Below are 13,598 nucleotides of genomic sequence, written 5' to 3'. Positions count from 1 at the left end.
TACCGGATCAGGTTGGGGCGCGGCTGGCGAAGTAGGCGATGTCCCGGACCACCGCCGCTATCTCGTCGGCGTCCGCGGCGTCTCCCCGCGGGAGGCCGGTCGCGTAGTCGAGCAGTGCGGTGTTGCGTCGCTTCGTGGCGGCGGAGAATGGCAGGTCGCCGCTGTCGAGGTAGCGGATCGCGCCGGACCGGTCGCGGCGCGGAACTATCCTGCTGTGCGCGTGCACGCTGGCGCTGAACGGGATGTCCAGCCGACCCGACCGAAATCCGGCGCGGATCTCCGTCAGCAGATCACCGCCGCCGAGCACCGGCTCGACCATTTCGGTGACCTCACGCTCGATCCAGGACATCTCCTCCGCCACCCGGTCGTGATCGACCTTGATGAAGCCGAACATGCTCGACGCGCCCACCGCCGTCGTACGGATGCCGCGCCCGTTCGCCTGCGCGTCAGGCAGCCCGGAGGCCTCCTGCTCGGTCTTGTTGATCACCTTGGTGGCCCCACCGAGCCGCGCTACCAGACCCCCGTAGAGGATGAGCCCCGCCGCCCACGCCGGGTCGGTCGGGAAGAGGCCCATGAACTGGTGGAGGACCGGGAAGACCTCGACCCCGGGACCCAGATAGTGGCTGGCCAGCGCACGGATGCAGCGCAGCGCCGCCACGTCCTGGTGGATCTCACCACCCTGCGGGTACGCGATCGAGATGCACCGTACGCCCTCTCGGGCGGCGGCAATCGCCTCCAGCAGGGTGACGGTCAGGCTGATCGACGGCGGGACCAGGACCGCCGTCAACGACCCGAACAGCTCCCGTTCCACGATCACGCCCTCGTCGGCGAGCACTCCGCAGGTGGCGTCGATCTGCTGCCAGGCGCGCAGCGACGTGTCCAGCGGCACGTTCTTGCAGTAGGGCAGGTTGTAGCCGATGCCGCCGCCCTCGAACGAGGTGATGCCAGCGGCCAGCGCGGTGGCGAAGAGATCCCGGCCGTCCGGCGACCCGTGCCGGACCTCGATCGGCACACCGACCGCGCCGACGAGTTCACGGCCGCGCTGCCAGCCGTGGGTGACCAGTGGGTAGCCGTTCAGGCTCGTCGGATCGTCGATGAGTACCCTGGCCGCCACGTCGAACTGCCCGAGCCGCGTGTAGGAGTCGATGGTGATCGACAACATCGCCGGCTCGGATCGTTCAAGCTCGCGTAGCAGCGTCATCATTTCGCGGTGCCCGCCCACGCCACAACGTGGCTGGACAGCCGGAGAGCCGGCCCGATCCGCCGCACGCAGGACGTCCACCGCTCGACGCCCGGTCTTCTCGCCGAGGTGGGCGACGATCTCCCGCCAGCAGGGCAGCCGATCGGCGACCGTCGCGCTGACCTGGAGCGCGGACAACTCAGCCACGCTTCGGCTCTGGTACCAGGGCTGCGGCCATCCGGTCCAGCAGCGGGAGCAGTTCGGAGACGTCCTGCAGCAGGTGGTCGATGCCGAGCGCGGCGAGCCGCTGCAGATCCGTGGCCTGTTTGCGCGACCCGACCGACAGGTTTCCGCCGAGGACCACCGGTCGACGAAGCCGGCCACGGCTACGCAGCGCGGGCAGCTCCCGCAGGTCCTCGTGAGCGTGGCCGTTGACGGTCCCGATGATGACCGCCTCAGCGTCTGGCTCGCGGTCGAGAGCGTCGGCGAACTCGGTGAGCGGCGTGCAGACGCCGAGGTTGACCACTCGGAATCCGTGTACCCGCAGCATGCGGCAGATCAATTGATTGGCCACCGCGTGCGCGTCGCTCGCCGCCACGCCCAGGATCACCGTTCTGACCGGAGCGATTGGTTCGGTCATGGCACTCGTACCCCCGGCTCTCGCTCGTCGAAGTCGATCGGCAGCCCGCTGAGGAACCGGAAGTTGACACTGTCGAGCCAACTGACGTCATCGCTGGCCAGGCGCCAGTTCTCAGTCCGCTGCACCAGCCGGCGCATGGCGATTTCGATCTCCGCCAAGGCGAGCGTCGCGCCGAGGCAGTAGTGGATGCCATGGCCGAACGACAGGTGGTCAGACGCCTTACGGGACAGGTCTAGCCGGTCCGGCTCGACGTACCGTCGCGGGTCGCGGTTACCGGCACCGAGCACCAGCGCCACCGCGTCACCGGCACGGATGTGCGCGCCGGCCACCTCCACGTCGCTGAGGGCGATCCGCGTCGTGAACTGCACCGAGCTGTCGTAACGCAGGAACTCGTGTGCCGCGTTGGCCGCCAGGTCCGGCTCGCGCCTGAGCAGGTCGGCTTGGTCGGTGTGCGTCAGCAGGGCGAGGGCGGCGTTGCCGACAAGATGAGTGGTGGTGGCCTGACCAGCGTCGATGAGCAGCAGGAAGTTGGCGAATACCTCGTCATCGGTGTATCCGCCGTCGCGGAGCTGCTCGGCGATCATCTGGGTGAACAGGTCGTCGCCGATGCCGGCGCGCCGGTCACCGGCCTTCTCGTCGAACGCGGCGCGTAGGGCGGCCAAGCGCGGCATCTCGGCCGACGACTGGGAGAAGAACTCCGGAAGTAGGCCGGTCCAGTCCTTCAGCAGGTGATCCGCGTGTGGCGGTACGCCGGCGAGCAGCGCGATGACCCCACGGGTTAGCGGCTCGGAGAAGTCGTGGATGACGTCCATGCGGCCGGTCGGCGCCACCTCGTCCAGCAGGTCATCGGCCAGCTTCTCGATCATGGTGCGGACCGTGCGGATGAACCTCGGTGACAGGTTCGGCCGGATCAGCTTGCGTAGCCGGGTGTGCTCCGGAGGCTCCCGGAACAGCATCATGTCCTTCAGAATCGCCGCGAGCGGCGCCATTTCCATGCGCGATTTTGGCGGAAGCTGGGCGTGGAAATCGTCGATCCGGGCGCTGGACAGCCGGCTGTCCTTCGACAGGCTCGCGACATCGGCATGGGTCAGCACGACCCATGCCCGCATGAGGTCGTCCCAGTAGACGGAATGCTGCTCACGCAGTCGCGCATACAACTCGTATGGCTTGGCAACCCATTCCGACTCAAACAGATCCAACAAGCTGCTGGCTCTGGCCACCGTCATCGATCGATCCCTCGTCTACGGATGCCGACGTCGCTCAGCGACAACGTCTGTATACCGGGCCACCCCGGCTCTGTCCACCGGTGCTGAGCGGTTCGTCCAGCATTTACCGGACATCGTCGTCGCTCATTCATGCAGCGCTAAATGAGCGTGACATGCCTGGTCGGTGTTGCTAACGTGGCCGTTGCGAATTCCAGCTGCGGCCGTATTTGCTTAGCGTGCGGTGACGGAGGATCGGGATTTCATGACTCGCTATCTTTTTGTGCCATTCCCTATGCACGGGCATGTGAACCCGATGGTGCCGATCGTGACCGAGCTCGTACGCCGGGACGCCACCGTGGTGGCCGCCGTCGATCCGCAGTTCGCCGACGCGTTGTGGTCCGCGGGCGCGAACCTGCACGACATCGAGACCCCCATCCTCGAATCGATGCCGGAGAAGCTCGACAAGCGCGGTCGCGCCGAGCGCCGCCGGGCCCACGCGGCGAACCGCCGACGGCGGGCCCAGGTCGCCGACGACCTTTGTCGGCAGTGGACACGCTGGCAGCCCGACGTGGTCGTGACCGACCTCTACGCCGGATGGGGAGCGCGCGCGGCCAGACGGACCCGGACGCCGCTGGTGTCGTTCACGGGGACGTACGCGGTGAACCGCCGGATGGCCGTCGACGGCGTCCGTCGTGCCGCGGGCCCGGTCGTGACCGCGGTGCTGCGCGGCACCGGCCTGATCCGCATCGCCCATCCCGCTCTGCGGGACCGCGCCGACATGGCCCTGGTCAACGCCACCGACGACCTGCAGCCCGACCGCGCCGGATTCGACGATCGGTACCGTTTCGTCGGACCACTGCTGCGCGACGACGAACACACCGATGTCGACCTGCCCTGGGAGAGGCTGGCCGGCGGGCCGACGATCTATGTCTCCTCCGGCACCGTCTTCCAGCGCGGCGTCGACTTCTATCGGGCCGTAGCCACGGCGTTCGCGGACACGGAGTGGACGGTGGTGATGGCCACCGCCCGTACCGAACCCGCCGAACTCGGCCCGTTACCCGCTAACGTTCATGCTCGGCGATACGTGCCGCAACACAAGGTGTTACGGCACTCCGACGTGTTCCTGACGCACGCCGGTATGAACTCCGTGCTCGACGCCGTCCGGTGTGAGGTGCCCATGCTGACCGCGCCGTTCTCGCTGGATCAGAAGGGCACCGCCGATCACCTGGAAGAGCTGGGCGTCGGCCTGGTCGTCGGCCGCACCGTACCGGTCGACGGTGTGCGCGACGCCGCCCGCCGCCTCGCCGCTGACCCCGCCGTGAAGGCCCGATTGCGTCAGCTCGCCGCCTCCATGGCCGCTGCCGGCCGCCCGGGTGTCCGGGCCGCTGACGCGCTGGAGGAGTTCGCGGCGGCCCGCCGGGTCAGAGCCGGCGCCGCCGGCTGAGCGCCTCCGGCCCACCTGTCCGCATGTCAGGCCGAAACCCCGGAGGGCGCACCGTGGCGCGGTATCTGTTCGTTCCCTATCCACTGCACGGCCACGTCAACCCGATGGTGCCGCTCGCCGCCGAGCTGGTCCGGCGCGGCGAGACCGTCTCCGTTGCGGTGGTACCTACGTTCGCCGACGCGTTTCGCCACGTCGGCTGCGCGGTCACGGAGGTCGAGACCACCGTGGTGACCAGCTTTCCGGACAACCCGACCGAGGAGCAGCGCAAGCGTAACCGCCAGGCGGCGCTTCGCATGATGCGCGAACGCTCCGGCATCGTCCGCCGGCTGCGGAGCCGCTGGCCGGTATGGAGGCCCGATGTGGTGGTCGCCGACCTCGCTGCCCGGTGGGGGCCGCCGGCGGCCCGCAAGGAGGGCACGCCTGTGGCCTCCTTCAGCGTGACCTACGCGGTCAGTGAGGAAATGGTCGTGGACGGCCTGCGACGGCGGCGCAGCGAGCGATGGATACGCACCGTCCGGCGGCTCGGCCTGCTCCCGCAGTTTCACCCGGCGCTGCGTGATCACGCCGGTCTGGCACTGGTCAACACCACGCCCGAATTCCAACCGCGGTGGGAGACCTTCGGCGCGCGGTACCACTTCGTCGGACCGCTCGTGCGCGACACAAGCGACTATGGCGACACTGACCTGCCCTGGGAGCGCATAGAGCGGGGACCGACCGTGTTCGTGTCCCCGGGCACGGTGTTCAGCTGCTCACCGCAGTTCTTCCGGTCGGTTGCCGAGGCATTCGCCAACACCGAGTGGACCGTGGTCATGGCCACCGCGGCCAGCGATCCGGCGGAGCTGGGCACGCTGCCGGCGAACGTCATCGCCCGGCGCTACGTGCCCCAGTCCGCGATGCTCGGCCGTGCCTCGGTCTTCGTCACCCGGGCCAGCATGAACTCCGTGCTCGAGGCGGTGCTGCACGAGGTGCCGATGATCGCGGTTCCCAAGGCGTACGACCAGCGCGGCATCGCCGCCCGCATGGTGGAGCTGGGCGTGGCGGCCGAGGTCGACCAGACGGCCGAACCAGCCGCCTTCCTCGCCGCTGCACGCCGGCTGGTGGCCGACCAAAACGTGGCGCACACTCTGGCGAAGATCGCCGACCCGATGCGCCGGACGGACACCGCGGCGATGGCGGCGGACGCCCTGCAGAGCTACATCCAGGACCGCTGAACCCGATGCCAGGGGGAGAGACGATGCAAGGAGTCGAGCGACGCCAGTTCCTCCGTGGACTCGCCGCCACCGGGTTCGTCGCAGCGGGCGGCACCCAGCTACTCGACGACGACCAGGCCTGGGGGCAGGGTCTCGCGACGGCGGAGAACCTGCACGCGAGCGTGGTCCGCGACGCCACCATGATGTGGACGAGTGCGCCCTCCGCGTGGTGGAACGCGCCGTTCCTAGGCGATGGCAACCTTACGGCGCAGGTGTACGCGGCCGAGGACGGTGCCGGTCTCACCTTCGCCGTCGGCCGGTCCGGCGCCGGGTGGGATCGGCCCGCCGCGCGCTTCGTGCTGCCGCTGGCTGGTGCGTTGACGGATGTTCGCTGGCAGCTCGACCCCTGGGACGCGGAGCTGTCCGGCACCGTGACCACGACTCGTGGTCGCCTCGCCATGACCGTCCTGGTACCACGGGGAACGGGCGTGCTGCTGATCGGCCTGACCGACAGCGGCGGCGAAGGCGCTGCGGCGAAGCTCGTCGCGCCAGGCGGTTTGCCGGACTTCGGCTGGCACGACCGATGGGACGGGTCACGACGTCGGGTGGTGATCGGCGCGCCGGCACGTGAACCGGCTCGGCTGCTGGCCGAGAGCCCGGACGAGGTGGTCGAGGCGCACCGGCGGTGGTGGCACCGGTACTACCGTGGCAGCTTCGTCTCGGTACCCGACAAGACCCTGCAGCGATTCCACTGGCTACAGGTCTACAGCGCGGCCAGTACCGCGCGCAGTGACCCGGGCGGTGGCCTGCAGACCCCGGTGACGCTCAACACGACGAACCACCTTGAGCTGCACCCCGCGCTGTCCGCCGTCGAACGCGGCGAATGGCCGCAGGGCTTCGACCATCTCGCGTTCGCCGTGCCCGGTGCCGGTCTCAAGGCCGGCGACGCGGAGAACCCGATCATGGCGTGGAATCTCCCGGAGATCTGGAACAGCCACCGGTATGGCGCGGACGAGCGGGTCCTGCGTGACGTGCTCCGGCCGATGCTGCGCAGCAGCGTCGAACACTACGCGGGCTTCCTGGTCGAGGGGGCCGACGGCCGCCTGCACCTACCGCCAACCTACTCGCCCGGGTACGGAAACGTGGAGGACTGCACCTACGATCTTTCGCTGGTGCGTTGGGCTGTTGACCGGCTCGTGGAGTCGACCCGACCGGACGAGGACGACGCCGCTGAGCTCCGTCGCTGGCGGACGTTGCGGGAGCGGCTCGTCCCTTACCACACCGATGGAAGTGGGGTGATGATCGGCGCGGGCGTCCGCCTGGGTGTCTCCCAGCCGTTTCCGGCGCACCTGCTCTGGATGCATCCGCTGAGCGAGGCGGTGTGGCGGCGCCCGGCCGACCGGGCCCGGATGGAGCGCAGCCTCGGCCACTGGGCCGCGATGCCGGAGGCGTGGACCGGGCGCTCATACCTGTCCGCGGCATCGATGGCACTGGCCACCCGATCACCGGAGGACGCTCTGCGACACCTCGGGCAGGTGCTCGACGGGCGGACACACACCAGTTCCCGCCTCTCCTCGACCACGGTCTACCAAGAGGGCGGCACACTGCGGGGCGGGGTGCCGTTCGAGGCGGCCCAGGTGACACTGCGGATGCTGCTGTCCGCAGATCACGACAACGTGGTGGACGTCTTCCCGGCGGTGCCCGCGAGCTGGCGGGACGTGTCGGTGAGCGGTTTGCGAGCTCCGGGTGCCTTCGTGCTCGACGCATCGCGCCGCGACGGCCGCACCGAGTGGGTACGGGTACGCAGCGAGGCCGGCCGGCCGCTGGTGCTACGCCACGGGATCGCGGCGGAGGTGGACCTCCGCGACGGGGCCGGCCGCCCGGTCGCGTCCCAGGAGGTTGCTCCCGGCATGGTCCGGGCCAGACTCGCTCCGGGCGAAACGCTGGTGGTGCGCCCCCGCGCGGGTGCCGCCCGGGACCTGACGGCCGTCCGGGACGTACCGGCGCTGGGCTCGGCCCGGCAATGGGGCTACACCGAGACGTCAGCGGATCGAGCGCTCGGTTCGCTGGCCTGAGGAATGGTTGTCACCACGGGGCCCAAAATGTGATTTCGTGGCGCGCGCCCCGGCGCCGGCGACGGTCGAATTCACGGTGCTCCATCGGGTCCGCTGAGCAGTCTTTCGCCGACGACTACAGCGGGGACTGCGGATGGACAATGCTGCTCCGATGCGCGCGGTACTGCCGGCCGATAATCGGCATCGTAGTCTTTAATCTATTTCGGAATGACATAGTGCTAATGCGAGTGGCGTCGCTACGCTTTCCCGCATGACCCGTCCTGGACCGCCCGCCGCGCGTACCGTCACCGGCCGTCCGCCTCCTCGCCCTGGCACGGCCCACAAGTGTTGATCCGGCTGCTGCGGCCCCGCCTGCGGCCCCACCTGCAGCCGCTCGCCTTCGTCGTGGTGGCGCAGGTCGTCGCGACCGGGTCCGCCCTGTACCTGCCACGACTGAACGCCGAAATGATCGATTTCGGGATCGCGCGCGGAGACACCGACACGATCCTCCGCGTCGGCGGTCTCATGTTGGCGGTGACGTTTGTGCAGATCTGCTGTTCCACGGTGGCTGTGCGGCTCGGAGCCGCCACAGCGATGAGGCTGGGCCGGGACCTGCGGGCCGAGATCTTCGGTCGGGTCGGCCGCTTCGGCAGCGCGGAACTGCGTCGCTTCGGTGCCACCACGCTGGTCACCCGTACGACGAACGACGTGCAGCAGGTGCAGAGCTTGATGATGACCGCGAGCACGGTGCTGGTGGCTGCCCCGATCATGTGCGTCGGCGGCGCTGTCATGGCGCTCCGCGAGGATGTCGGTCTGAGCTGGTTGGTGCTGATCGCGGTGCCGGTCATCACCATCGCGGTCGGAGTGGTCATCGGCCTGTTGGTGCCGATCGTCCGGCTGATGCAGCAGCGCGTGGACAGACTGACCGGCGTGCTCCGCGACCAACTGGCGGGCATTCGCGTCATTCGCGCGTTCACCCAGGAGCCGCTCGAACGGGACCGTTTCGCCCGTGCCAATGCCGATCTCACTGCGACGACGCTTCGCGCCGCCCGGTTGATGGCGCTGATGATTCCGATGATCATGCTGGTGTTCAATCTCTCCAGCATCGCCGTGCTGTGGTTCGGCGCCCATCGGGTCGGCTCGGGGGACCTTCAGATCGGCGAACTCACCGCCTTCCTGTTCTACCTGGCGCAGATCCTGATGTCGGTCATGATGGCCAGCTTCATGATCATGTCGGTGCCCCGAGCGGGTGTCTCCGCGGAGCGCATCGTCGAGGTGTTGGACACCCGACCCTCCGTGACCGAGCCCGAGCGGCGGTCCGTGGCTACCGCCGCGAGCGGCGCCGTTGTCCTGCGCGAGGTCCGCTTCACCTACCCGGGTAGCGGACGTCCGGTGTTGACGGGCGTCTCCTTCACCGCCGAGCCCGGCCGAACGACCGCGATCGTGGGCAGCACGGGCGCCGGGAAGTCGACGCTGGTGGCGCTCATTCCGCGCTTGTTCGACGTGACGGACGGCACGATCTCAGTGGGCGGCGTCGACGTCCGTAGTCTGCCCCTCGACAAGCTGCGGGAGCGGATCGGCATCGTGCCGCAGCGGCCGTACCTGTTCTCCGGCACGATCGCCAGCAACCTGCGCTACGGCAACCCGCACGCCCCCGATGACGAGCTGTGGCACTGCCTGGAGGTGGCCCAGGCCCGGGAGTTCGTCGAGGCGATGCCGGGCGGGCTGGACACTCCGGTGGCACAGGGGGGGACGAACGTGTCGGGCGGCCAGCGGCAGCGGCTGGCGATTGCCCGGGCGCTGGTGCGCCGCCCCGCCGTCTACCTCCTCGACGACGCGTTCTCCGCGCTGGACCTGCGGACGGACGCCGCGCTCCGAAAGACGCTGCGGACGGCCACTGCGGACGCCGTGCTGATCATCGTGGCACAGCGAATCGCGTCCATCATCGACGCGGACCAGATCGTCGTGCTCGACGACGGCGAGGCGGTTGACGTCGGCCGACACGAGGAACTGCTCGAGCGATGTCCGACGTACGCCGAGATCGCAGGCTCCCAGCAGCCAGCCGTGTCGGCGCGGTGAACGGCACCCAGTACGCCCGGGCCGGTCGGCCCGGTGCCCGCGCCAGATGGTTGGGGACCGCTCTGCCCGGACCACGGTCGGCGGCGTTCTGGACCACGGTCCGACGCCTGGCCGCCCGCCTGCGTCACGACCGGATCTGGATCCTGACCGTGGCTGGGCTGGCCGCCGGTGGTGTCGCGCTGAACGTGTGGCTGCCGCGGCTGCTCGGACGCGCAACCGACCTGGTGTTCGCCGGTGTCGTCGGCAGCCAGTTGCCCGCCGACATCTCTCACGAGCAGGCCGTGCGGGACCTGCGGGCAGCCGGGGAGGAGGAGCGGGCGGCCATGCTGGCCCGAATGGACGTGACGCCGGGCGTCGGCATCGACTTCGCTCGCCTGGGTCAGGTCCTGGCGCTGGCTGTCGTGGTCTGCTCGCTCGGCTTCCTGTTGCTGTGGCTCCAGGGACGAATCCTGGCGGGCGTGGTCAACCGCACGGTGCAGGGCCTACGCGCGGAGGTGGAGGAGAAGCTGCACCGGCTTCCCTTGCGGTACCTCGACCGGCACCCGCGCGGCGAGCTGCTCAGCCGAATGATCAACGATGTGGAGAACATCGCGCAGACGCTGCAGCAGGCACTCGGGCAGATGCTCACCGCGTTGCTGACGATCACCGGAGTGATCGCGATGATGGTGATCATCTCTCCGCTGCTGGCGGTCGTGGCGCTGGTCGGCGTGCCGTTGATGCTGCTGGTCACGCGGGCCATAGCGAGGCGGTCCCAGCGGCAATTCGCGACACAGTGGACGCAAACCGGCGCCTTGACCGCCCACGTCGAGGAGGTCTTCACCGGGCACGAGCTGGTCACGGTGTTCGGCCGGCGCGAGGAGGCCGCCACCACCTTCGCCGAGCGCAACCAGGCGCTGTACCGAGCGGCCGTCCGAGCCCAGTTCATCTCGGGCCTGATCATGCCGGCGACGATGTTCATCGCGAACCTGAGCTACGTGGCTGTCGCGGTGGTCGGCGGCCTGCGGATCACGTCAGGCGCGATGACCCTCGGCGAAGTCCAGGCGTTCATCCAGTACTGTCGTCAGTTTTCGCAGCCGCTGACCCAGGTCGCGTCGATCGCCAACCTGTTGCAGTCCGGCGTGGCCTCCGCGGAACGGGTGTTCGATCTGCTGGACGCGCCGGAGCGGGCGCCGGAGCCGGTCGCGGTGGCACCGACCGGACCACCACGCGGACGTGTCGCCTTCGAGCGTGTGTCGTTCCGTTACCGGCCGGACGAACCGCTGATCGAGAACCTGTCGCTGGCCGTGGAGCCTGGCTCGACGGTCGCCCTCGTGGGTAGCAGCGGCGCGGGCAAGACCACATTGGTCAATCTCCTCATGCGGTTCTACGAGCTGGATTCGGGACGGATCTGTCTGGACGGCACCGACATCACCGCCCTGCGCCGGTCCGACCTGCGGGGGAGGGTAGCCATGGTGCTGCAGGACACCTGGCTGTTCGCCGGCACGATCCGGGACAACATCACGTACGGGCGTCCGGACGCCACCGAGGAGGAGTTCCGTGCGGCCACTCGGGCGGCGCACGTCGACCGGTTCGTCCAGGGGTTGCCGGACGGGTACGAGACGATGGTCGGCGCGGAATCCGGCGACTTGAGCGTGGGCCAGCAGCAACTGATCACGATCGCTCGGGCGTTTCTTGCCGATCCGCAGCTGCTGGTCCTCGACGAGGCGACCAGCTCGGTCGACACCCGAACTGAGGTGCTGGTCCAGGAGGCGATGGCCGCGCTGCGCGCCAATCGGACGAGCTTCGTCATCGCGCACCGGCTGTCCACCATCCGTGACGCGGACGTCATCCTCGTCATGGACGAAGGCCGAATCGTCGAGCGCGGCGACCACGAGACCCTGCTGGCGGCCGGTGGCAGGTATCGCGAGCTGCACGACGCCCAGTTCACGCAGCCGACAACCGATCTCGACGAGCTACCACGCTCGCCGCAGGCGGCGCGGCGCGTCGATCCTTCCCGAACACATCGGAAACCGGAGGTTCCGGTCCGCCGCACCTCGCCTGACACAAGTCCGCACTAACGGATGCCCGACCGTCGCCGCGGTCGGCCCTGGAGACAAGGATGCTGAAGTGACCACACAGAACCCCGACAAGGTCGTCATCGTCGGTGGCGGTACCGCTGGCTGGATGACCGCCTCCTACCTGAAGGCGGCGTTCGGTGACGGCGTGTCCGTCACGCTCGTCGAATCCGGCAAGATCGGAACAATTGGCGTCGGTGAGGCAACCTTCAGCGACATCCGTCACTTCTTCGAGTTCCTCGACCTCAAGGAGGCGGACTGGATGCCGGCCTGCAACGCCACCTACAAGCTGGCCGTGCGGTTCCAGGACTGGCGGCGTGCGGGGCACCACTTCTACCACCCGTTCGAGCAGCTCCGGTCGGTCAACGGGTTCCCGCTGACCGACTGGTGGCTGCAGCAGGGCCCTTCGGATCGGTTCGACCGGGACTGCTTCGTGATGGCATCCCTGTGCGATGCCGGGCGCAGCCCGCGCAATCTCAGTGGTGCCCTGCTCGACCAGGACTTCGCCAGGGGTGGCGACGAGCCCATCGGCCTCACCATGTCGGAGCACCAGGGCAAGACGCAGTTCCCGTACGCGTACCATTTCGAGGCTGCCCTGCTCGCCAAGTTCCTGACCGGATACGCGGTGGATCGCGGGGTACGGCACGTGGTGGACGAGGTGGCGGACGTCCGGCTGGACGAGCGCGGCTGGATCGATCACCTTCTCACCAAGGAGCACGGTGAGCTGCGCGGCGATCTGTACGTCGACTGCACAGGTTTCCGTGCGGTGCTTCTCCACCAGGCGCTCGGTGTGCCGTTCAGGTCCTACCAGGACCACCTACCCAACGACAGCGCGGTCGCTCTCCAGGTGCCGTTGGACATGGCGGAGCGCGGGATTCCTCCGTACACGACCGCGACGGCCCAGGAAGCCGGATGGATCTGGACCATCCCGCTGTACGGCCGAATCGGCACCGGATACGTGTATGCCCGGGACTACTGCACGCCCGAGCAAGCCGAGCGCCGGTTGCGGGAGTTCGTCGGGCCGGAGGCGGCCCACGCGGAGGCCAATCACATTCGCATGCGAATTGGTCGTAGCGAGGAGTCCTGGAGGAACAACTGCGTTGCCATCGGCCTGTCCAGCGGCTTCGTCGAGCCGCTCGAGTCGACCGGCATCTTCTTCATTCACCACGCGATCGAGCAGTTGGTGAAGTACTTCCCCGCGGCCGACTGGCACCCGGCGCTGCGAGAGCGGTACAACGAAGCGGTCGCCCACGTCATGGACGGCGTCCGAGAGTTCCTCGTCCTGCACTACCGGGGCGCGGAACGTGACGACACGCAGTACTGGAAGGACACCAAGACCCGGGCGGTGCCGGACGATCTGGCCGCCCGCATTGAGCGCTGGCAGGTGCAACTTCCCGATTCCGAGACTGTCTTCCCGTATTACCACGGGCTGCCGCCGTACTCCTACATGTGCATCCTGCTCGGTACCGGCGGGATTCAGGTACGCCCGTCGCCGGCGCTGCGGCTAGCTGACGATACCGCCGCGCAGAAGGAGTTCGCGGCGATCCGTGACCGGGCGAGGTACCTGGTCGACACGCTACCCACGCAGCATGAGTTCTTCACACACATGCGGGAGGCGGCGTCTTGACGAGTGCCTGGAGGTCAGGACGCCATGTCGGGGCTGCGCCCGGTCATGAATCCATGCAACCGTGGACTGGCCAGGTATCGCCAGCGAGCCCAGACGAGGCGGCTGTCGGGCCGCGGCGATGATCT

At 68.6% G+C, this 13,598-nt stretch carries 9 protein-coding genes; 6 read left to right on the top strand and 3 right to left on the bottom strand.

Annotated features, from left to right (window positions below; genetic code table 11):
- Window positions 1-7 precede the first annotated feature (7 nt).
- From SM447_RS27225 to SM447_RS27215, 3 genes are read right to left on the bottom strand one after another with little or no spacing between them, the layout of a single operon-like run.
- Window positions 8-1,387, bottom strand: a complete 1,380-nt coding sequence (locus SM447_RS27225) for a methylaspartate mutase (RefSeq protein ID WP_474575730.1) — start codon at window positions 1,385-1,387, stop codon at window positions 8-10.
- A complete protein-coding gene (locus SM447_RS27220) occupies window positions 1,380-1,820 on the bottom strand; it encodes a cobalamin-dependent protein (RefSeq protein WP_474575729.1) in 441 nt (146 codons plus the stop codon). The genes SM447_RS27225 and SM447_RS27220 overlap by 8 nt, the downstream gene beginning before the upstream one ends.
- Window positions 1,817-2,929: a cytochrome P450 gene (locus SM447_RS27215; protein ID WP_474575728.1), complete on the bottom strand. Its 1,113-nt coding sequence runs from the start codon at window positions 2,927-2,929 to the stop codon at window positions 1,817-1,819. The genes SM447_RS27220 and SM447_RS27215 overlap by 4 nt, the downstream gene beginning before the upstream one ends.
- Window positions 2,930-3,350: 421 nt before the next feature.
- Here SM447_RS27215 and SM447_RS27210 point away from each other — a divergent pair, with 421 nt between their 5' ends.
- From SM447_RS27210 to SM447_RS27185, 6 genes are all read left to right on the top strand, one after another.
- Complete coding sequence (locus SM447_RS27210; protein WP_474575727.1) at window positions 3,351-4,469, top strand: nucleotide disphospho-sugar-binding domain-containing protein; 1,119 nt, start codon at window positions 3,351-3,353, stop codon at window positions 4,467-4,469.
- A 53-nt stretch (window positions 4,470-4,522) separates the two neighbouring features.
- A complete protein-coding gene (locus SM447_RS27205) occupies window positions 4,523-5,680 on the top strand; it encodes a nucleotide disphospho-sugar-binding domain-containing protein (RefSeq protein ID WP_474575726.1) in 1,158 nt (385 codons plus the stop codon).
- A 23-nt stretch (window positions 5,681-5,703) separates the two neighbouring features.
- Window positions 5,704-7,734 (top strand): glycoside hydrolase family 95-like protein, encoded by a 2,031-nt coding sequence (locus SM447_RS27200; protein WP_474575725.1) that lies wholly within the window; start codon window positions 5,704-5,706, stop codon window positions 7,732-7,734.
- A gap of 324 nt (window positions 7,735-8,058) precedes the next feature.
- Window positions 8,059-9,792, top strand: a complete 1,734-nt coding sequence (locus SM447_RS27195; protein ID WP_474575724.1) for an ABC transporter ATP-binding protein — start codon at window positions 8,059-8,061, stop codon at window positions 9,790-9,792.
- Window positions 9,793-9,854: 62 nt separating this feature from the next.
- On the top strand, window positions 9,855-11,849 hold the full coding sequence (locus SM447_RS27190; protein WP_474575737.1) for an ABC transporter ATP-binding protein: 1,995 nt from the start codon (window positions 9,855-9,857) through the stop codon (window positions 11,847-11,849).
- A gap of 49 nt (window positions 11,850-11,898) precedes the next feature.
- Entirely contained in the window at window positions 11,899-13,473 is a 1,575-nt protein-coding gene (locus tag SM447_RS27185; protein ID WP_474575723.1) for a tryptophan halogenase family protein, read from the top strand.
- Window positions 13,474-13,598: the final 125 nt, after the last annotated feature.

Source organism: Micromonospora aridisoli (assembly GCF_056150025.1).
Note: the sequence above shows the minus strand (reverse complement) of the source record. Positions and strands in the feature narration are given on the sequence as shown.

Bases quoted from the DNA above. Each gene is read 5' to 3' on its own strand.
- SM447_RS27220 (WP_474575729.1), bottom strand. From the start codon at position 1,820: ATGACCGAACCAATCGCTCCGGTCAGAACGGTGATCCTGGGCGTGGCG.
- SM447_RS27215 (WP_474575728.1), bottom strand. From the start codon at position 2,929: ATGCGGGCATGGGTCGTGCTGACCCATGCCGATGTCGCGAGCCTGTCG.
- SM447_RS27200 (WP_474575725.1), top strand. From the start codon at position 5,704: ATGCAAGGAGTCGAGCGACGCCAGTTCCTCCGTGGACTCGCCGCCACC.